An 18,684-nucleotide genomic window follows, 5' to 3' on the forward strand; every position below is an offset into this window, starting at 1 on the left:
TTCTCTTTAATCTTGCTGACGATATTGAGTTAGATCGCAAACATCTTTTATAGATGCACGCATTTGTTTGTAGCTAAACTGAGTCGCTCCCAGATAGAACCTAGCCATTGGGCGTGTTCGGGCTTCATGAGGACGGATCGTAAACAGGTAACCATCGAACTGGTATCCATTGCGTCTATTTCAACGTTTTCATTTGCACCGTGGTCACGGAACATTGCTTCGGGCAATTGTACTAGTGCGAGATGTAAATTTTGAACTGCGCATTCGTCGAAAACCTGTTGCGCCAGTGAGGAACTCTGCGCGGCGCTCCCGGCACGCATCTGCCACACAACAATATCCAATTGTGGTGCTTCTGAAAATGGGTCAAATCTACTATCGTTGCGCAATCGATGGTGCAGCTCCAGTGCGGCACTGCGTCCGGCGGAGAGCCCGCGGGCAAACTCGCCATCCGGGGTGAGTGGAAGCAGCCGTTGCGTTGCCCATAAGGCCACGGCGGATGCGCCGGCGCGGGAACACTCCAGACTGATCTCGCCGAGGTGCAGTTCGCTGGAGGTGAAGTAGGTGTAGGGCGAATCGTGCTTGTAGAAGCGGCCGACGGAGGGGTCGCGGAAGAGCACGCAGCCGCATCCATAGGGTTGCAGACCGTGCTTGTGAGGATCGACTACGATCGAATCGGCCTGATCCATTGCGAGATAGGCGGATCGCGCCGGGGCGTCGAGTTCTTCGGCAATGAGCCGGAAGTAGCCGCCGTATGCTGCGTCCAGGTGGATGCGAAATTCATAGCGAGATCGCAGAGCAAGTATCCCGGGCAGCGGGTCAACTGAGCCCAGCGCGGTTGAGCCCATTGTCACAACGACTGTGCCGACATCGCCGCGCTTCAATTCCTCTTCGAGGGTGTTCAGGTCCATGCATCCGCGGAGGTCGCAGGCTATGGAGGTGAAGGGCAATTGCAGGACGGCAGTGATTCGTTTGTGGGTGTAATGCGCCTGTTCCGAAGCGAGGATACGCTTGCCGGGGGCGAGTTGCCCGGCGATCCAGAGAGCCTCAAGGTTGGCGAAGGTGCCGCCCGAGGTCAGATGCCCCAGGTATCCCGCGCCGGACCAGCCGAACATCTGCGCGATCTGCGCAACGGCCTCGATCTCCATCTGCGAGCTGGCGCGTCCGCCATCGCGGGCATGGTTATTGGGATTGATGGCCATTGCCAGCGCGTAGGCTGCCCTTGCCACGGGATGCGGCGGCTTGAGCATCTGGCCCGCGTACAAAGGATGAAAATACGGATAGTTGTTCACCATTCGCCCGGCTACTTCGTCCAACACGAGGGCCATTGCATCGCGGTCGGTGGCCTGATCAAGCGGGGAGACGAATGGTGGCAGATCGCGAAAGCCCTCTGCAAGGCGGGCCAGCGGAGCCTCAAGCAAATTGAGGAAGGGATCCTGTTGCGGGGGATAGGTATTGGCGGAGGTACGGGGAGAGGTCATGGCGAAGACCACCCTAGCACATTGTCCCTCTCCAGCCAATAGGATGAAACGTGTGCAAAAAGAGGCACTTGCAGATTTATGTATCAAGATTTCCAGATCGTGGTACCATGAATGCAGCGTTAGAACAGACGGGCGTGAGCAGTACTCGCCCAACCAAGCAAGATCTGCCAGTGGTCGCTCCGTTTCACTCAAGCGCAATTCAAAGTTTAGGAAATACGACTCAAAATGGAACAAGGTACTGTGAAATGGTTTAACGACGCGAAGGGCTTCGGCTTTATCTCGCGTCAGAACGGCGAAGATGTTTTCGTGCATTACTCCGCCATTAACTCTAATGGCTTCAAGAGCTTGCAAGAAGGTCAGGCCGTTCAGTTCAACGTAGTGAAGGGTCCCAAAGGCTGGCAGGCGGCTGACGTTCAGCCTCTGTAGTTTTTGATTCAGGACTCCGAGGGATTCTGGCAGAATCCGCAATCAATCAATAGGGCGAGGATAAAATCCTCGCCCTATTGCTGCGTGTGGGTTGGGCGAGGACTGGATTCGGCTGTTTATTCTTATTTTGGTTTACTCTGAGCTTTTTACTTTAGAGCTTTTTGCTCTGGACTTTTTACTTTGAACTAACGTTTCCAATAAATTGCATGCGGTGCCTACTCCGTCTTCGCTCCTGAGTCTCAGGGCAATTTGCTGGGCACGACGGGCGTAGATGGGATCTTCCAGCAAAATCTTCAGTTTTCTTGCTACTCGCAGCGGCGTGAAATTGCGCTTTTGCAGGATGCGCGCTACGCGGAGCCGACGCATCCGGCGTGCGTTGTCCGGTTGATCGTGACTGTAGGGCATGATGAGCATTGGCCTGCCTGCTCGCAGGCACTGCGCTGTGGTGCCTACGCCGCCCTGGTGGATGATCACCGATGCTCGCGAAAACAATGCAGAGTAGGGCGCGTATTCGGCGACGCAGATTGAGTCCGGCAGGGGATGGCGCGGGCGGTTGCGCGCATCGGAGCCGATCAGCAGGACTGCCCGCATGCCTAACCGCTCGGCTGCACGTGCGCCGTACTCATAGAATCGGCCTGCGGCGAGGACGGCTGCGGAGCCGAGGGTGAAGACCAGTGGCGGCGGTCCTGAGGCGAGAAACTTTTCGAGATGCGCGGGGAGTGCGGCGTTTCCTGCATCCGCATCGTAAAAACAAAATCCTGTGATCTTTGTATTCGCTGGCCAGTCCGGCTGTTCCTGCCCGAGGACCCGCGAAAACATTGCGAGTACGAGCTCTGGTGAGTGCTTGGCATCGAAGAGTGGATTTTTCCCCCGCTGCAGGCCCAGTTCCTCGCGCAAGTCGTACAGAGGCTGAGGCCATTTGCGGCTTACAAACCGAGCCAGGCGCTGGATGGCGAATCCCATGCCGGGGACTGCGGAGTCGGCTCGCGCGAGGCGAGGATACATTGGCAGAACAGGCGGATCGTATGCGGAGAAGAAAGATAGCGGTGCGAGCACGTAGCTTGCCCAGGGAATGCCGGTGACCTCGGCGACAAGAGGTCCGGCGTAGTTCAGTTCCCCGAGCAGCAGCAGGTCGGCCCTGGCTGGAACGGTCGCAGCGGTAAGCAGGTCGTGATACGTATCGTGCAATGCGGGGAAGAGAAACTCGCGCAGGCCTCGTTCTGTGCCCTTGCGCACGTCGTAAATCATCTCTGCCAGCAGTGTATTTTTGGGGTCGATATCGGGCCGGGTGGCATGGAACTCAATCCCCAGCGGCACGATCTTCGGTGCGTATATGGCGGGGACAGCCATCACTGGCTGATGCCCACGCCGTTTCAATTCCAATGCGACAGCAATCAGTGGGTTGATGTCGCCAAATGTTCCAATGTTTGAGAGAACAACGCGCACAGTGCAGCTACCCTCCGCCTCTGAGCCTATCGTATCGTCTTTGAGGGGCAGCCTATTTGGCAGGGGTCTTCTTATGCGGCTGGGCAAATGTTTCGGCGCAGGCGGGTGGACTATTTTTGATGGTTGGCCGCAGATCTGCCCAGTAAGGGCTCTGAGATAGCTGCCCGCAGAAATCCTTGAGGAAGGCGTCTTTGCCGGGTTTTCGGGCGGGCCATGCTGCGTCCACTGTTTTCCATGCCCATGCATCCTGCCCTGCATAGATGCGGAGCAGCATGGATCGCCACAGGTCCGATCCAACGTAGTAGTTGTCGAAGATGTTTTCGCGGAGGAATGCTTCGCGAGCGCTCTTCAGGTCGTTCGCATTCCATTCGGCCTGGGTGGGATCGGGCTTGCGCATTGCTTTGACGGCCAGGGCGAAACGGATGCCTCCTTTGCCATCGTCTAACGGCTCCAGCAGAATCGGAGTCAACGGCGACGCGGCGAAATAGGTATGCCAGTAGCCGAATGTATTGTCGATCGTTGCCATGAGGTAATGCTTGTTAGTCGAATCGCGCTTGAACTGCGGGCCGTCGTCGTTGCCGAGATTCACTCGCGTCAGCAGTGTCAGCGTGGGATCCAACTCGAATATCAATAGCTGCGTACAGCAGTGTGCTCCGCCACTGTAGTACAAGGCGAGTACGTTTGCATGTCCGCGGCCTATTACATCTGTACCTGGCGCGACACCGCCGGGGGATGACGCGGCATCTTCGTTGCTGCCGAAGGTGAGTGTGCCGCCCTCTTCTTCATTGTGATAGATCAAAACTCGGTTACGAAAAACTTTCAGGCATGCCTTGTCTTCTGTTTTGTAGGAACGAAATTCCAGGCCTTGTACTGTGAGCGTGGCTGTCGGTTGCACATCGGCGCATGAGGACGGCTGCTGGGCCAGCGCGGCGCCGCTGCCTGCCAGGCCGATGAGGCAGATGACAAGCAGCGCCAGAGGACGCAGGTTGGCCGTCCGTCGATGTGTTGAACGCGCTTTTACCACTTTGCCTCAAACTCTCGGAAGCGCCGTTCCTGCTCCCATTGCGCTGTTGCTTTTTCGCTGCTGTCGAGGAAGGTTTTGCATGCGGCTGCTGGCTTTTCTGCACCCAGCACCTGCGTGCGGCAGGCGCTTACAGGGGCGGTGAATTTATCCGCCTGTGCCCACAGGCTTTTGCCGGGCAGGAAGTCGTGTTCCATGCCTGTACGCGCCATCTGCTTCAGGTCCGCGTAGCTCAGGGAGTACTCTTCGGCTGCCCGGGTGTACTCATGTGTCAGATCGATCCGCGAGACTCCTTCGTCATCGGTGGAAAGCGCAACTGGCACTCCAGCCTTGCGGTAGTAGGGCAGTGGGTGGGCGTGTTCGCCGGTCAGGCCCTTGATGCCGAGGATGCCGTCGTTGGATGTCAGGTTGATTTCAACCATGATGTGCTTTGTGGCGAGTTCTTTGAGCAGGGCTTCAGGATTGTCTTCGTACATCACGTCAACGCCGTGGCCGATGCGCTCGGCGTGGCCGAGATCGACGGCCTGGCGGATGTGGAAGCGGAGTCCCTCGGGAGGGACCATTCCCGGCGCAAGCTCACCGGCATGCAGCGTGATGTGCACGGATGGATAGACGGAGTGGAGATAGTCCAACATGTGCATTTGCAGGGTGTAGTCGGTCATGGAGATGTGTCCATCTTCAGGCTGCACAAAGTTGATGCCGACGAACTCGGGTAGTTTGGAGATTGCTTCAAAGCCGAGGAGAGTCTGCGCAAACACCTGCTCGGGTGGGGCTCCGCGCAGAATTTGATAGATGAAGCGTACTTGCACCTTGCAGGCGGGCGCGGCTTCGGGAGTACTGCAATGCTCCAACTTGTCGCGCAGGACGAGCGCACTATCAATGCGTTCTTTGGCCGCAGATACCTCTTCATCCAGACCGCCATCGAGCAGCTTTTTGCGGAGGTCGGCCATGTTTGTATTCCAGCCGAGGGTGTGTCCGAGTTCGGCTGCATGGCCAAACGGAGGCGTGTCCATCAGCTCAACGTATTGCTCATTTTGAGCGGCGGCGCGGCTTACGATTTCGTCGATCCACTCGCCTGTGTGGCGCTTGTCTGTTCCGCCAAAATGATCAAAGGTGGAGAAGAACTGATCGTGCCCGCTCCAGCCTTGATAGGCGACAAAGCTGCGCATGGAAAAGGCATTGATCAGCTTGTCATACAGGCCCTGAGCGGCTGGTGCCTGTGTCTGATTCAGCAAGTCCGCAGCGGCGATTTCGCCTTTTACGCATTTGCCGGAGACGGGCTTGGCAAAGTCCAAGGCTGCGGGGTCGATGCACAGTCCATCTTCGCCTGCGGCACGTATCCAGCTCTCGGCATAGACGGCGCCGCTCAGATGCACATGCAGATCTGCGCCCTTTGGCATACCGACGAGGAAGTTATGCAGCGCCAGCGACCCCTGCTTGCGGGCTGCTTCAAAGGCTCGCCCGGTGCGAAGAGTATGTGGATCGGCGGCGCCGCCGGATTGGGCGGATGCAGCCGTGGAAACCAGGACCACAAGAAGCAGAGATGGGAGCAGACGCATAAGGCCTCACAGCAGGTTGGGGAAGTCAAATACAGATTCGAAGATCAGTCTAATGCAGGCGTCGATCGCAATGAAGGCTTGTGTGGCAATCAACCTCAATCTCTCGTCAATCTCAACGACTCTCAATGAAGAGAATCAATAAAGAGAATCAATGAAGAGAAAGCGTGCTTGTCTCTACTTCGTTTTCTGGCTGGCCTTCCGGGGTTAGCAACAGGTAGGCTGCTCCCGCTGCTACCAACAGTAATCCCAGCCATGTTCGAGGCTGCACGATGGGGTGCAGCAGCAGCACTCCCAGCAGGATTGATATAAGCGGGGCAATGAGATATCGCGTAGACATGCGCACTGCGGACATGCGATGCATCAGCCAGAAGAGGAGAAAAAGGCCGGGCAGCTCCACGGCTGCGGACCATAGCAGATGCGGTCCGAGCAGGCTCCATTGCCACACGGCGTGCTCCGTTACTGCGCCGGCTCCGGCGAACCCGGCGGACACGGTTGCCGCTGCAATCGCGATTATCGGCATTCGCGATTGTTTTGCTGTTTCAGTTATCAACACGACTGCTTTGCAATTTGCGGCAGCCGCGAAGGCTGTTCCTAAGATCACGGTACAAAAGCCCAACGCTGTTGGAATGGAAGCGGGAATTTGAACGGGAAAGGCGAAGAGCATCCCAGTGAGAGCTATGAGCGCCGCAAGCAGGCCACCTCGTCTCGGCCCGGTAGGATCAGCACCGATGTAGGGTTCAAAGATCAGAGCAAATACAGGCACGAGCGAAAACAAGGCTGCCTGCGACAGCTTTGAAACGCGGCCATCCGATAGATAGATAAGCACGGCGGGAATGACGAACATCCCGGCGCCAATCCAGATCGCATCCAGCAGCACTCGCCCACGCGGCCACTTCGCCTTGCTCACCATACCCAGAAGGGCCGCTGCTGCTGCGAACAGGACGAAGGAGATGCTCGCTCCCTCAAAGCGAGGCAGGGGATCGGGAAACAGATCGGGCAGGACGTCCGCTCGCAACGTGTCGATGGCCCAAAACGAGCAAAGCAGAGCCAGCGCTCCGATTGGCAGCCAATCGGAGCGCTGCGCCCGCTTTTTGCTGGATTCTGGCTCTGTTTCGGGTGCTGATGGCTTATTTCCCATGTTCTTGATCAAAGCACATGTTGCTGGGGGCGGGGGTTGGGCAATTGTTCTTCTGGGGGAGAACAGGGTAGTGTCCTAATTTGGTTTCTGGCGCTATGGCTATGTTTATTTGGCATCCTTAGAGGAGAACCCGCTCGGCGTCAACATGATGGAACCAATTGGCATTTCAATGTAGGGTGGGAAAATGAGCGTCTCCCCAGTCGGGGAAAATTTGTACAGTCCGTAAGAAGACCCTACCGAATAGGGCTGCTGACTGAAGTTAGCTCTGTAGCCAACGCAATCTACGATCTGCGCTACAAAAAACTCATTTCCGAAATAGGCCGCAGAGTTGTCAATATCTATTTGAGCCGCGCTGAAGCTCCAATTCTGTTCAAAAACTTGCCCAGGATAAATCGTCTCTCCGAGGGCACTGTGCGTCTCCAATTCCTTACAGAGTCTTCGTCTTTCAAGAATCGCATCTCGTTTTTTCCCATTAGCAACGTAGAACTCTGGCGAAATCTGCACCTCTACTGCGGGGCTGTGACCTATGTTGGCGATGGAGTAGTGGAGCGTGATGTGCGCCCCCTCCTTGTCGTACGTCAGGGCGCTAGCGATAGTCGCAGAGACAATCAGCCATGGGCGCTCAGAAAGCTCCATGGCCTTTTGACTAGTATCAGCCGCGTTTTTGGCTGCCTCTGCCGAAACCCGCGCAGCACGGGCTTGAATAACGGCTTGCTCTGCAATAGTTTTTGTTCGGTCGGCTTGATCCTTCATTCGGTCGGCCAAGTCCTTCATATGGCCGGACTGGGTGTCAGTGGAATCTTTGAGGCGTTGTGTCCAAGTAGCCTGATCTACCGCTGCCGTGACGAGTTTGTGAGTGTCTACGCCACCGTCGTGCATCTCCTTGAGTTGGCCTTTCATAGTACGCCACTGAAGAAATCCCGCACCGAACTGGAGCAGTCCCACCAAGACAAGGGCTCCGGTGAGTCCAATTACCCATCTTTCGCCCGTCTTTACCCTATCTTCGAGTGCTTTTACGTCTGCATCCACTTGCTTGTCGGATACGTCTTGAGCACCGCCAGCATCTGGTTTATTTGGCGAGACTTGCGTATTGGATTTTTGCGACGGATGTCCGTCGCTTTGAGTCTTGGGTGCTTCGTCTTGTCCGGGCTGGTTGTTATTCACGGAGAAATTGTACTCCAAAAAATATTGACAACTCCCAGTTAATGTATTACATTAAATACATGGCAAACGTACTCAACATGGATAAGCAAATCATGATTATCTCGGCGCTGGCCGAGGGTTCCAGCATCCGTTCGATTGAGCGGATGACAGGAGTCCACCGCGATACGATCATGCGTTTGGGCGTGAAAGTGGGTAAAGGATGTACGGCCATGATGGATGAGCAGATGCGCAATCTGTCTTGCAACCGTCTTGAGATGGATGAAATCTGGGGCTTTGTTGGTAAGAAAGAGCGTCACGTTCGTCCAGAAGATCCAGAGGATGTTGGCAGTGTCTGGACATTTTGTGCCATTGATGCCGAAACCAAATTGGTTCCTGCATTCAAAGTTGGCAATCGGGATTCTGCTACCGCCGATGCCTTTGTGCAGGATGTGGCCAAGCGGATGCGCAATCGACTTCAAATCTCTACCGATGGCCTCAATGCATATGTTGAAGCGATAGAGCGGGCCTTTGGCGGGGACGTAGAATACGGCCAGATCATCAAGGTCTACGGTATAGAAGAGTCCATTACCCCGCAACGCCGGTATAGCGCCCCAGCGATTCAATCTGTCGAAAAGAAAGCCATCATTGGCAGACCTGATTTTCGGCTCATTTCCACCAGTTACGTTGAACGACTGAATGCTACTACGCGGCTTCATATGAAACGGTTAGCTCGGCTTACTCATGCATTCAGCAAGAAGCGAGAGAACTTTGAGGCAGCGGTAGGACTGCACTTCGCCTATTACAACTTTGTGCGCCGCCACAACACATTGCGATGTACCCCCGCAATGGCTGCTGGCGTCTCTCGGGAATTCTGGAGTGTGGGAGACTTGGTAGAGGCGAGTGCATGAGCCATATTGACGATCTACGAGAAGTGATACACAAACTACATGGAGTGAAAGCTACTCACGTCGAAAGCGTCCCCGTAAAAGAAACATTTCAAGGGAAGACGATCTGGGATGGAATTGTAGAGGTCTTTGATCTGCATAACCATCCCGACACTCATAGGGTGTATGCGTGGTCCCATAGTACCGATAGCGACGACACACGACACGTCACCGTCCTACACATCCCCCCAGCCATATCGCCCGAAACAGCGGTAAGAGCGGCCATCATCCAGGAGTTTAGAAATGCCCAATCAGCCTAAGCCGCAACCGAAGAAACTCGGACGCCCAGTTCTACCCAAGCACGAGGCTAAAGGGAAGATCGTTCCTGTTCGGTTTAGGGCTGAGGATCTGGAGAAGATGACTGAGGCAGCAAAGAAAAATGGCCAGACTGTTTCAGAATGGATTCGCACCACTTTAGATGCATCACTCCAGAATTCCTAATTTATTCCAGCTACCAGTTTTTCGAGGCTGACTTCCAGACTTTGCGCAAGCAAATATAGGTTTCTTAGCCCTATTTCTTTCTTTCCTAATTCAACATCCGAAATGTAGTTCCGGCCCACTCCCGCATGGACTGACAGGTAGGTCTGCGTCCAGCCCCTCATCTGCCTTAATTTTCGTATTCTCTGGCCCACTAAGACACAAATATCGGTTGCCATCCATCAAGTCTGTATGTACTCTATGGAAGACATTCCCCCTATAGAGGACAATTGCTGATTGAGCAGGAAAGAAAGTATGGGATTTTTAGAGTTGCTGCTGAGCGTTTTCGGTATCACTATCTCGCCAATAAAAAACTGCTCCCTGTGTCAGAAACGCAGGAAAGTAGCCGATATGGTCTTTATCCCAGGCTACGGCTGGTTCTGCAATCAAGATGAGGCTGAGGAGTACTGGACCCACGGACAATGGTGAGGCAATTCAAATTAGGACACTACCGAGAACAGGGTCAGTTTGGCGGCAAGGGGCGCTCTTGCTATACTTGAAAAGTTGTTGCAGAAGCGCAGTCTTACCACCTACCGGTTGATTCCCGCGCAAGCCTATTTCCCTGCAATTACACTGAGGCCAGATAGCTCAGTGGTAGAGCGCGGCCCTGAAAAGGCCGGCGTCGGCGGTTCGATCCCGTCTCTGGCCACCACATTACAAAGCACTTAGCGGCAACCAAAGAGCTAACAGTTTATGTCAACGTACAAATAACGTACATGGCCGCTAGGCCGTGAGCGCTTGTTGTACTTCCGTCTGCGAGTAGTCACTTCCGAGCAACCCCAGAATGGCTTTTGCTGTGACACCCGTCTTTGCAATATGCGCACGCCCGAGCTTCGCGTAACGCTCCGTCATCTTGATGTTCGCGTGCCCGAGGATCTTCGCCAGCTCATAGAGATCGCCGCCGATCATCATGTACCAGGACGCAAAAGTGTGGCGCAGATCGTGAAAGCGGAAATGCCTGATCCGTGCCCTTGAAAGCAGGTCATCGAAACTTCCTTCGAGCCTCTGCCTTCCACTTTTGCTCTGACCCCGTGTCGGCGGAAAGATACGATCTTCATCCTCAACAAGAGGAAGACTGCGAAGCTCTTCGGCGAGTTGCGGAGCCATCGGTACGTAACGCACCTTGCCCTTTTTGAGCCTGGCACGCACGGCGATTAGCCCCTCACCGAACATCACATCCGACCAACAGAGACGATGAATTTCCGTCGAGCGCATACCCGTTGCGAGCGCGGTTAGGACGATGAGACGCATCCGGAGATTAGTCCGGTTGAAATCCTTCGTGCCTTTCCTGAGCAGCCTTTCATCAAGAGCCCCTTTGAGCCGTTCAAGCTCTTCCTTTGAGAGGAAGCGCTCACGCGTATCATCGGGCCGGAGAACCTCGACCATATCTGCTGGATTTTTATCGATGCCGGTATCCTTCGACCAGATCGTCGCAGCCTTCTCCATCATGTGGTGCATGACGTTGTAGTGCCGGACAGCCGTGTTAGCTGCGAGTCCACGCTTGCCGGTGAGATTTTCATACCAGCGTTGCATGACCGCACCATCGGCTTCGCGGACGAACAGGCGACCGAGTTCCGCCCGGATGCCTTCCACGATTGAAATCTCACGATCCGCCGAGGCTTTTTTCTTGCCGAAGATGTCCCAGTAACGATCAATCAAATCCGACATGCGGAAGTTGACCTCTTTCTTGATGTCGAGATGACGGTTTTCATCGCGAGCGGACATTTTCTTCCGCTCGACCTCTTTTGCGAGTTCGAGCCCACCCGTAATTTGCAGGCTCCGGTTTCTTCCTCCCTCACGCCAGCGGACCTCATAGAGCCCGTCAGCTTTCTTCCTGATGGACATACATGCTTCTCCCTTCAGTCAATGGTTTCGATTGTGTGTTGCTCGATGTAGCGCTCAAGCGCCTTCACATCGAACCGCAACGCACGACCGACCTTGACGCAGGGGACTTCCCGCAACCGCGATTTCTTGTAGACCGTGTCCACTTCGAGACCGAGGTAAAGGGCAGCCTCCCTGACATTCAGGAGCCGCCTACCGATATGACCATTAGAATCCATTTCGACCGCGTTTTTGCGAAACATCTGTGTTTCACCTCGAACGGCAGAATTCAGGCGACGGAAGGGATCTCCGGGCGGAAGAGGAGGGAGGGTTGAGGTTTCTGGCGCAGCTGATCGTTCCAGTCCTTCACGCCAAACGGTTCCTGCACAGAGAACTTCAGATCGAGGCGGCCTGTCAGAGCAACAGCCTTTTTCACCACTCCTGATAATTCGGCACCGGCAGCATCGTTATCCATGCCAGCAACGATTTCACTGTCCACCGGCATTCGCACAATAGCTGCTCGAATAAGTTCCGGCTGTTGAAGACCGGGCTTGCCGCCGATTGATGCATACCTCGCATGGCTGTCAGGAAACAGGACCGCATGGCTTAGAGCGTCGATTGCAGATTCGCAAAAGATCAGCCGCTGATCGCCCGGTAATTCGTGCGAAAGCCAGAGGGCTTTATTTCCACCGGATGCAAAGCCGGTAAACTCGACATTCTTGAGTTCATAGCCGCTCAGACCTTCGGCATCGAAATGCGGAAATACCGCATTGCCTTTGCTATCGATGCGGACACGGTCAGCGAACCGATCAAGAGCGAGGAGCGAAGCGGGCAGGGCACGTTCTCGTTCGAGATAAGGATGACCGCCGCCTGCATCTTTCATGCGGGACCAGGCCTCAACCACCTTCATCCTGTCCTTGCTTGTTTTGTGCAGGGCAGGAAAAGTAGGCACGGGAATAGGTGGTTGCCCGATCCAGGGTCGAAGCTCTTTGCGAATAGCCCCCAGGCTCAGATCCATTCGGTTTTTCACAAAATCAATAATTGAGCCTTTATCACTTTCGTCGCGGTACGACTTATAAACGTAATGGTCGTCGCTATCGAGCGTGATGTATACCTTATCTCCGTTCGGATGCCGCATGACGCTCGTTCCCTTCCAGGACTGCTTGCGGTCAAGTTGATAACCTTGCGCGGCAGCATAGTCCTGAATGTCGATTTTCGTCTTGAAGCTTTCCAACTCGGGATCAAACATTTTTTCTCCTACCGCCCACCTTCGATTTTTTTTAGAACGTCGATAGTAGTGCGCCTGAATCAACGCATCAACCTTTTCGAGAGCCGCTATTCCCAAGCATTAGCCGCAATTGGCCCTGTAAATTGCGGGCTTCCCTCGTCCAGGCTACCGGCAACTCTTTGATACTTTCGAGGCCTCCTGCGGAGAAGACCGCAACATTGGACAGAAGCTCACGAAGAACCCTGCCGCTGTTCGGCTTGAATTCGACATAAACTCCGCCGCTCAGTTCCGCCAGTGTTTTGAACATAGGCTTGCTTTTACGCGCTTCTTTGTCGCCATCCCTGCATTCGTGGAAGATGAATATCGGTACTGACTTATTGCCAAGTTCCTTCGCTAACCCAGGAAGAGCATCGAGTTCGTCGTGGCAGTGATCGCCGACAAAGACCAGAGCTGAGAGCTTCTCGGTTTCGGTAAGTGCGAGGCGCAATATCCTTCCAATCTGCGTGCAGCCGCTCTCGCAGCCGAGGTTGCGTATCGACTGGCATAGAAACTCGGAGCCATCGTGCCACCGACCTACCTTGCATTCATCTTCTCCGCGATACCAGGCGAGTTTCACTTTGATGTTTCCGATAGCGGCGACCGCCTTAAACATCGAAGCTGTGGCGATCCGGGCCTGTTCAAGACTTTCTTCCCGGCTTGCCGTCAGATCGAGGCCGAATAGAAGGCGACCGCGAGGGCGTGCATATACCGAATGACTTTCGGCAATACCGAAACGTGCCAGAGCGTCATTCATTTGCTGGCGCTGCATCCCGAGATCGACGGTTGAAACAGCCCCGATTTCATTGGGTTTCTTCGCGATGTTCAGTGTTGAGTTCATGTCTCATGCCTCCCTTGAACGTTTCAGCGTTATTCATCCACCAGTCGCTTCCGCAACTCGCCGAACAGAAAGACGGAGAATTCCCACAATATTGCTGTCCACTGAATGAGCCTGTCCTTCAGCCACAAAAGCACCTTCGCTCCGCAGATGATGTCGATGACGGAAGCAAGCACGATAAGCGCGGAAGTCACCCTGTCCCCCGCTGCTCCGAAGCCGACAGCGCTCCACCAGTGAAGCGGTGCCGCTATCACCCCGATGCGGAACCCATCCCAGTGAAAGCCGCCGTCCTGAAACGCATGGATAGCGATGAGAGCAAACCAGGAACCGCCCCACGCAGGCCAGCCGAACGCAAGACGCTTAGACCCTTCGCATTTGAAGACGGCGAGACTCCATAGCAGGAACAGCGCGGCGCAGATCGTGTGCGCCCATTGAATGAGGAGGAAAGTGTCCCGCTCCGGCAGCTCCCAGAAGGGCAGCAACAAAAGCCATTCCATAGCCACTGCGATCCCAAGCGCGAAGAGCAGGGGCTTCGGTTGCACGAACCAGGCAGGCGGCCATTCTGATGCAGACCTCATCAGTCGCAGGCGATCTATTTCCTGAAGCAACCGGCTGTTCTCTCCATTTAGCCGGGAAGCGACAGATTTAAGCTCCGAGAAATCCGCCTTTAACCGGTCCTGATCCGCATCGTTGTCTTCGCCGAATGCCCCGGACATAGCCTCATAGAACAGCAGCGGCGGATCATGTTCGGCGCATTGCCTGAGCGCCTGACTGATGGCGACGTTGCGTTCACCATCACGGTCCGAATCGAACATTTTTACCCGCTTCTTGAAAAGGTCGTAGTTAAATCCCGTTTGCGTTGCCGTTGCCATAACTCACCTCGATCTCCCGGCCCATGTACCGCCGCCCATGCTTGCGCCGCTCCATTCACTGCGGCCTTCTTTTTCCTGCGAACGTTGAAACGAACTTGGCGCACGTTCCTTATCCGCCTGTGGCCGCAATTGTTCCTGCGGGGCCTGCTCTTGCTTCGCATCGTTCCCTTGACCGCTTCCCGTGAATTTCGAAAAGTCCGCCATAACAACCTCTTTTACTCAAACAATTTGCTTAGGATTCCCGTCTCTTTGAAGTAAGGATTCTTGCCATATCGCCCGCGAAACTCACTCAAATAGGGCTTCCGTTTGGCCTTGATGACACCACGCACACCCTCACAGAACACGAGCATTTCGTCACTTGCGAGGGCACCGACTTCACTCGGGCGGATGACCGGGCGCACGACTGATGACGCGCTATCCGATACATGCGGCTCGCCTGTCAGGTGGTCGATTGACACGCTGCGATTGCGGCTCAGGACTTCCGTTTCTCCGGCAAGTTTTGAGACAACGTCCCGCGTTGCCTGATCCCGAGCGCCGAACCAGATGGTCAGGCCGCAATTCTGGACAATCGTCGGCCACGCCTTGCCGAACTGGTTCATGATTTGCGAAACGTCCTGGTATATCGCAACGATTTTGAGACCTGCTGCACCCGCCGCAAGAGCGAATGCATCCTGCCAAGCCTTGCTGTAACCGATCAAACTCATCTCATCGATCACCACGATGCAATCCGATCTGCGACCCTTTTGTCCCTCTTCAAGAGTTATGTGCAGCACCCACCCCGAGAAGAGTGAAAAGGCCTTGCTGGTATGCAGCCGATTGACCGGCAGGCATATCGCCAACGTCGTTCCCGCCTCTCGCACGAGGTCGCGAACGCTCACATCAGACCGCATCAGCTTTCCAGCAATGGCTGGGTCATTCAGGAATTCTGTCTGGGTCGTTGCTGTCGAGATGAAGCTCTGAATTTCCTTACTCTCTTCGGCTCCCTTCGCGGCATAACGTGCGAAGATTTGCTGCAACGATGGATCATTAAGAGCCATCACTTCTCGCGCAAATTCGTGGATAGAGTGGCCGTTTGCACCGGTAAGGATGGCCCTCGCAGTGGGCAGATTTCTTTCTTCAGGCTTGCCGTATTTGACAAGCACCTGGACGATTCCCCCAAACAAGGACTTGCCGGACGGACCCCAATGCGGATCGCTCTTCTCTTCTGATTCGTCCCAATGTGTGCTGACAAGTTTCCAGCAGTCGGACCAAAAGTTGATGGAATGCGGGTCAATGTCATCCATAGGGTTCAGGCTCACCTGACGCAGGCCCTTCATATAGTCGAGACAGATTTCGTAGGGGTTCCACACCGCGACTTTGCCGCAGGCCCTTCGAGCCTTTCCCACTATTGAAATAATTTCGGCCTTTGGATCTATAAGGCAAAGGCTTACTTTCCTTGACAGAGAAAGGATCATGGTCGCGACGACGGTCAAAAGTTTTCCACTGCGAGCCGCGGCTACGACAAGGACATGGCCGGACCCCGGATAGCGCAGCACACGTTTGCCGTCTGGCGAGAATCCGAAGCGAATTCCTTTTCCTTTGAACAGACCGCCGCGTTCAATCTCTGCCTCAGCTGCAAACCCGGCGGATGCCTGCGTCTTTTCAGGGTTAAAAACATATGCGGCCTTGATCCGTTTCTGTCTGCTTTTGTTCGCGCTATCCCTTGCAATCATCGATCCGGCAACGATCATGACGAAGATGAAGAGTATGGATGTCATACGTCCCCTTTCAGATACGCCATCCTCTCGACTTGAGAAATTCCGCGTCGCGAGGGGTTGCGTTGCGTTTCAGGCTTTCCTCCAGCAAAAGCCCAAGCTTTGAGTCCACTTCCAGATCAGCCAAAAGACACTCGCCGACGATGCTTGCAAGCCGGGCATGGTCTTTCTCCGCCCGTTTCTGCTGCCGGACTTTCTCTTCGGCGATTGCGGTCCGTAACGTAGCTTCCCTGCGGCGGAGTTGTTCAAGGCGGGAGACGCTGTCACTCGCCATCGGCCTCGCTCCTTCCTAACGCACCGCCTTCGTCTTCCCACCGGCAGATATCCAGCCAGTCCGAAGGCGCAGTTTGTTCACGGGACAATGCGAATTCGGGCAAAGTGTCCTTTTTCACATCGAGAGCATCGACTGCAATTGCATTAACCATCTCTGCGCTTGTCATTGCTTAGCTGACCTCGCTTTCGTCATAAAAGCCGTCCGCCTGATCGCGAGGGTGCAGGCAGAAGCCACGATCTGGCTCTGCGACAAATTGATTGATTTCACGTTGGAATTCGGCTTGTGTTTCGGGATGAAAAAAGCCAAGCCGCATATCGACGAAGAGGGCCGTTACTTGAACGTTCATCAGGCGGCACAGATCGTCGTGGGCGTTAGCGAGAAGACTCTTTGGAACTGGGCCAACGACGGAGAGACTAAATTCGGCTTCAGGCTGCGTACCAAGCGTGTACCCGTGGTGCATCACCGGTATCACGGCCTTGATGAGGCTCCGCCGAAGAATCCCAGGAAAGACAGAATTCTCATCCTTGAAGCGGATGTTCTTGCATTGAGCAAGATACTGGATGCTGTCGGTAGAACCGAGCCTGGCCCATGGTCCCCAGATGAGATGGCCAGACTTGAAGCAACAGCAATCAAACTGAATCGGGCCAGAACCAAGAAACTGAAAATCCCTCATTTGTAACGACCTCCCACACCTTCTATGGATAACCTCAAAGGGAGCCGTTTAATGTGCTCAAGTTGTGCAACTACTGCGCAAGTTGAGCACAACGTTTGCATAGGTAATCCCTAGAATGAAATTCAGGGAGAATGCCTATGCCTCGACCAAGAAGATCAATGTCAAACGCGCTCATGGTTGCTGCGGCGCGTATGTATCATCTGGAAGACCTGAGCAAAGTAGAGATCGCGAAAAAGCTGAGCACAAACAGGCGGCATGTCGCAGAACTGCTGACTAGCGCCAGGCAGGAAGGCCTGATCCGGTTCGATATCTTTCAGACCGCCGCGCAGGAGCTTGAAAAGCAACTCGGGGAAAGATACCCCCACATGAAGAAAGTCATTGTGCGACCGGGATCAAGAATCACATCGCCCGAACAATACCCCGGCCTAGTCAAGCAGCTGGCAATCGGCGCGTCAGAGTTTTTCGAGACGTTGCCGGGTTCTTTTCCGCGCAAGAACACCCTCAACATTTCGGTCAGTGGTGGAAGGCATGTGCTGGCTTTTGCCAACTGCATCGCAAACCAGGATCGTCACAATATCCGCATCCAGATTCCAGCGTTGATCGGACGTGGCTCTAACCAAAGTTCGACACATATAAACCCCGTCGTGAATGCCTCAATTCTTTGGGCTCGATGCGGTTATCTACCGGGACATTGCAACTACGCAACCGTGCCTCCGTATCCACCCGCTGCACCTGGCCCAAAAACTCGCCGAGCAGTGAGGGAACAGCTCGAAGCGCTTGGACGAAACCAAGCGATTAGTCAGGTAGTACGCGCAATGGATGATATCGATGTCGTCTTTACCGGCATTGGTTCGGTGCACCCTAAAGTTACGGGAAGCCTACGGAAATTCTTCAGTTTCAGCCTGCTGGAGTTTGTCGCAACACCGCAACAACTTGAGTCAGAGGGCGCAGCAGGTTCCATAGGCTACTGCTATTACGACAAGTTCGGCCAAGGCAATGAGGACTGGCGCTTTTGGCTAACAGCGGGTCACTTTTCAGAGCACTACTGGGGAGTTCAGTTTTATAAGCATATGGTCGAATCCGGCAAGTTCGTGGTGGCTTTCAGTAATCCATTCGACGTGCAGCCAGTCATTACGGCGCTCAGAGAGAAGATGTTCAACGTCCTCATCATCGACGAATACAGCGCGAAAAAAATTCTGGAGGAGGCCTGAGCGGTACCTATGTTCATGCCTGCCTCAATCCCGGTTCGGCTGAGCATACATCGGTATTGTGTCCGAGCGACCCGCATACCCTCTTTCCTACTGCCCAGCCTCGTTTCCCCGTGTTGCGCATCTGAATTGTTTCGTGCACGGAACACAAAAGGATTTGCCCAGCGGTTGATTCTTCGATTCATTCGCCGGATGATTCTTGCGATTAACAGCGACAGCGAGTTGTGCGCGGAAGTTCCGCGCCACGCCATTCTGTTTCGGCCTTCAGCCGATCCAGTGGCTCAACTCGGCAAGGGGCAGGGCGTAGCCCCTCCCCGTTGCATCCCCTCCTGTGTGTCGCAAGCGACA

General features: G+C 54.6%; 21 protein-coding genes and 1 tRNA gene. 5 read left to right on the forward strand and 17 right to left on the reverse strand.

All coding sequences use genetic code 11. From position 1 onward, the window contains the following. Window positions 1-47: 47 nt before the first annotated feature. A complete protein-coding gene (locus OHL19_RS03120; RefSeq protein ID WP_263356125.1) occupies window positions 48-1,478 on the reverse strand; it encodes a pyridoxal phosphate-dependent decarboxylase family protein in 1,431 nt (476 codons plus the stop codon). Window positions 1,479-1,703: 225 nt separating this feature from the next. Between OHL19_RS03120 and OHL19_RS03125 the strand changes: the two genes are divergently transcribed. Continuing rightward, window positions 1,704-1,904 carry a cold-shock protein gene (locus tag OHL19_RS03125; protein WP_117300112.1) on the forward strand — a complete coding sequence of 67 codons (201 nt, stop codon included), beginning with the start codon at window positions 1,704-1,706 and terminating at the stop codon, window positions 1,902-1,904. A gap of 132 nt (window positions 1,905-2,036) precedes the next feature. Here OHL19_RS03125 and OHL19_RS03130 read toward each other — a convergent pair whose 3' ends face one another. From OHL19_RS03130 to OHL19_RS03150, 5 genes are all read right to left on the reverse strand, one after another. Further along, entirely contained in the window at window positions 2,037-3,350 is a 1,314-nt protein-coding gene (locus OHL19_RS03130; RefSeq protein ID WP_263356126.1) for a glycosyltransferase, read from the reverse strand. Between the two features lie 52 nt (window positions 3,351-3,402). Continuing rightward, window positions 3,403-4,374, reverse strand: coding sequence for a hypothetical protein (locus tag OHL19_RS03135; protein WP_263356127.1), 972 nt, complete (start codon window positions 4,372-4,374; stop codon window positions 3,403-3,405). After that, complete coding sequence (locus OHL19_RS03140; protein ID WP_263356128.1) at window positions 4,368-5,930, reverse strand: adenosine deaminase family protein; 1,563 nt, start codon at window positions 5,928-5,930, stop codon at window positions 4,368-4,370. Before OHL19_RS03140 ends, OHL19_RS03135 begins: the two co-directional genes overlap by 7 nt. 148 nt (window positions 5,931-6,078) lie before the next feature. After that, on the reverse strand, window positions 6,079-7,068 hold the full coding sequence (locus OHL19_RS03145) for a DMT family transporter (protein ID WP_263356129.1): 990 nt from the start codon (window positions 7,066-7,068) through the stop codon (window positions 6,079-6,081). A 105-nt stretch (window positions 7,069-7,173) separates the two neighbouring features. Beyond that, window positions 7,174-8,232: a hypothetical protein gene (locus OHL19_RS03150; protein ID WP_263356130.1), complete on the reverse strand. Its 1,059-nt coding sequence runs from the start codon at window positions 8,230-8,232 to the stop codon at window positions 7,174-7,176. Between OHL19_RS03150 and OHL19_RS03155 the strand changes: the two genes are divergently transcribed. Beyond that, entirely contained in the window at window positions 8,199-9,119 is a 921-nt protein-coding gene (locus OHL19_RS03155; protein ID WP_263356131.1) for a hypothetical protein, read from the forward strand. The genes OHL19_RS03150 and OHL19_RS03155 overlap by 34 nt on opposite strands. Next, entirely contained in the window at window positions 9,116-9,415 is a 300-nt protein-coding gene (locus OHL19_RS03160) for a hypothetical protein (protein WP_263356132.1), read from the forward strand. The genes OHL19_RS03155 and OHL19_RS03160 overlap by 4 nt, the downstream gene beginning before the upstream one ends. Before the next feature lie 177 nt (window positions 9,416-9,592). On the opposite strand, the gene OHL19_RS22985 is transcribed toward OHL19_RS03160, so the two are convergent. After that, window positions 9,593-9,811 carry a helix-turn-helix domain-containing protein gene (locus OHL19_RS22985; RefSeq protein ID WP_396126619.1) on the reverse strand — a complete coding sequence of 73 codons (219 nt, stop codon included), beginning with the start codon at window positions 9,809-9,811 and terminating at the stop codon, window positions 9,593-9,595. 398 nt (window positions 9,812-10,209) lie between these two features. Between OHL19_RS22985 and OHL19_RS03165 the strand changes: the two genes are divergently transcribed. After that, window positions 10,210-10,284 (forward strand) — tRNA-Phe (locus OHL19_RS03165). A gap of 71 nt (window positions 10,285-10,355) precedes the next feature. On the opposite strand, the gene OHL19_RS03170 is transcribed toward OHL19_RS03165, so the two are convergent. The 10 genes from OHL19_RS03170 to OHL19_RS03215 form a co-directional block, all read right to left on the reverse strand. After that, the gene (locus tag OHL19_RS03170) at window positions 10,356-11,477 is read right to left on the reverse strand and encodes a tyrosine-type recombinase/integrase (protein WP_263356133.1); all 1,122 of its coding nucleotides are present in this window, start codon (window positions 11,475-11,477) and stop codon (window positions 10,356-10,358) included. 14 nt (window positions 11,478-11,491) lie between these two features. Continuing rightward, window positions 11,492-11,692: a helix-turn-helix domain-containing protein gene (locus tag OHL19_RS03175; RefSeq protein WP_263356134.1), complete on the reverse strand. Its 201-nt coding sequence runs from the start codon at window positions 11,690-11,692 to the stop codon at window positions 11,492-11,494. Between the two features lie 50 nt (window positions 11,693-11,742). Further along, window positions 11,743-12,702, reverse strand: coding sequence for a DUF3991 and TOPRIM domain-containing protein (locus tag OHL19_RS03180; RefSeq protein WP_263356135.1), 960 nt, complete (start codon window positions 12,700-12,702; stop codon window positions 11,743-11,745). Window positions 12,703-12,769: 67 nt separating this feature from the next. Beyond that, window positions 12,770-13,558 (reverse strand): hypothetical protein, encoded by a 789-nt coding sequence (locus OHL19_RS03185; protein WP_263356136.1) that lies wholly within the window; start codon window positions 13,556-13,558, stop codon window positions 12,770-12,772. Window positions 13,559-13,587: 29 nt separating this feature from the next. Beyond that, window positions 13,588-14,427 (reverse strand): hypothetical protein, encoded by an 840-nt coding sequence (locus OHL19_RS03190; protein ID WP_263356137.1) that lies wholly within the window; start codon window positions 14,425-14,427, stop codon window positions 13,588-13,590. Window positions 14,428-14,430: 3 nt separating this feature from the next. Further along, window positions 14,431-14,631, reverse strand: a complete 201-nt coding sequence (locus OHL19_RS03195; RefSeq protein WP_263356138.1) for a hypothetical protein — start codon at window positions 14,629-14,631, stop codon at window positions 14,431-14,433. 11 nt (window positions 14,632-14,642) lie between these two features. After that, on the reverse strand, window positions 14,643-16,184 hold the full coding sequence (locus OHL19_RS03200; RefSeq protein WP_263356139.1) for a type IV secretory system conjugative DNA transfer family protein: 1,542 nt from the start codon (window positions 16,182-16,184) through the stop codon (window positions 14,643-14,645). A gap of 10 nt (window positions 16,185-16,194) precedes the next feature. Then, on the reverse strand, window positions 16,195-16,455 hold the full coding sequence (locus OHL19_RS03205) for a hypothetical protein (protein ID WP_263356140.1): 261 nt from the start codon (window positions 16,453-16,455) through the stop codon (window positions 16,195-16,197). Beyond that, window positions 16,445-16,621: a hypothetical protein gene (locus OHL19_RS03210; protein ID WP_263356141.1), complete on the reverse strand. Its 177-nt coding sequence runs from the start codon at window positions 16,619-16,621 to the stop codon at window positions 16,445-16,447. The genes OHL19_RS03205 and OHL19_RS03210 overlap by 11 nt, the downstream gene beginning before the upstream one ends. Before the next feature lie 3 nt (window positions 16,622-16,624). Then, window positions 16,625-17,128, reverse strand: a complete 504-nt coding sequence (locus OHL19_RS03215; RefSeq protein WP_263356142.1) for a hypothetical protein — start codon at window positions 17,126-17,128, stop codon at window positions 16,625-16,627. A 158-nt stretch (window positions 17,129-17,286) separates the two neighbouring features. Between OHL19_RS03215 and OHL19_RS03220 the strand changes: the two genes are divergently transcribed. Next, entirely contained in the window at window positions 17,287-18,339 is a 1,053-nt protein-coding gene (locus tag OHL19_RS03220) for a sugar-binding domain-containing protein (protein ID WP_263356143.1), read from the forward strand. Window positions 18,340-18,684: the final 345 nt, after the last annotated feature.

The organism is Acidicapsa ligni (genome assembly GCF_025685655.1).
GTDB classification, from domain to species: Bacteria; Acidobacteriota; Terriglobia; order Terriglobales; family Acidobacteriaceae; genus Acidicapsa; species Acidicapsa ligni.

Excerpts from the sequence above, each read along its gene's own strand:
- OHL19_RS03120 (WP_263356125.1), bottom strand. The coding sequence starts at position 1,478 with ATGACCTCTCCCCGTACCTCCGCCAATACCTATCCCCCGCAACAGGAT.
- OHL19_RS03125 (WP_117300112.1), top strand. The coding sequence starts at position 1,704 with ATGGAACAAGGTACTGTGAAATGGTTTAACGACGCGAAGGGCTTCGGC.
- OHL19_RS03140 (WP_263356128.1), bottom strand. The coding sequence starts at position 5,930 with ATGCGTCTGCTCCCATCTCTGCTTCTTGTGGTCCTGGTTTCCACGGCT.
- OHL19_RS03145 (WP_263356129.1), bottom strand. The coding sequence starts at position 7,068 with ATGGGAAATAAGCCATCAGCACCCGAAACAGAGCCAGAATCCAGCAAA.
- OHL19_RS03160 (WP_263356132.1), top strand. The coding sequence starts at position 9,116 with ATGAGCCATATTGACGATCTACGAGAAGTGATACACAAACTACATGGA.
- OHL19_RS22985 (WP_396126619.1), bottom strand. The coding sequence starts at position 9,811 with ATGGCAACCGATATTTGTGTCTTAGTGGGCCAGAGAATACGAAAATTA.
- OHL19_RS03170 (WP_263356133.1), bottom strand. The coding sequence starts at position 11,477 with ATGTCCATCAGGAAGAAAGCTGACGGGCTCTATGAGGTCCGCTGGCGT.
- OHL19_RS03175 (WP_263356134.1), bottom strand. The coding sequence starts at position 11,692 with ATGGATTCTAATGGTCATATCGGTAGGCGGCTCCTGAATGTCAGGGAG.
- OHL19_RS03180 (WP_263356135.1), bottom strand. The coding sequence starts at position 12,702 with ATGTTTGATCCCGAGTTGGAAAGCTTCAAGACGAAAATCGACATTCAG.
- OHL19_RS03185 (WP_263356136.1), bottom strand. The coding sequence starts at position 13,558 with ATGAACTCAACACTGAACATCGCGAAGAAACCCAATGAAATCGGGGCT.
- OHL19_RS03190 (WP_263356137.1), bottom strand. The coding sequence starts at position 14,427 with ATGGCAACGGCAACGCAAACGGGATTTAACTACGACCTTTTCAAGAAG.
- OHL19_RS03195 (WP_263356138.1), bottom strand. The coding sequence starts at position 14,631 with ATGGCGGACTTTTCGAAATTCACGGGAAGCGGTCAAGGGAACGATGCG.
- OHL19_RS03200 (WP_263356139.1), bottom strand. The coding sequence starts at position 16,184 with ATGACATCCATACTCTTCATCTTCGTCATGATCGTTGCCGGATCGATG.
- OHL19_RS03205 (WP_263356140.1), bottom strand. The coding sequence starts at position 16,455 with ATGGCGAGTGACAGCGTCTCCCGCCTTGAACAACTCCGCCGCAGGGAA.
- OHL19_RS03210 (WP_263356141.1), bottom strand. The coding sequence starts at position 16,621 with ATGACAAGCGCAGAGATGGTTAATGCAATTGCAGTCGATGCTCTCGAT.
- OHL19_RS03215 (WP_263356142.1), bottom strand. The coding sequence starts at position 17,128 with ATGAGGGATTTTCAGTTTCTTGGTTCTGGCCCGATTCAGTTTGATTGC.
- OHL19_RS03220 (WP_263356143.1), top strand. The coding sequence starts at position 17,287 with ATGTCAAACGCGCTCATGGTTGCTGCGGCGCGTATGTATCATCTGGAA.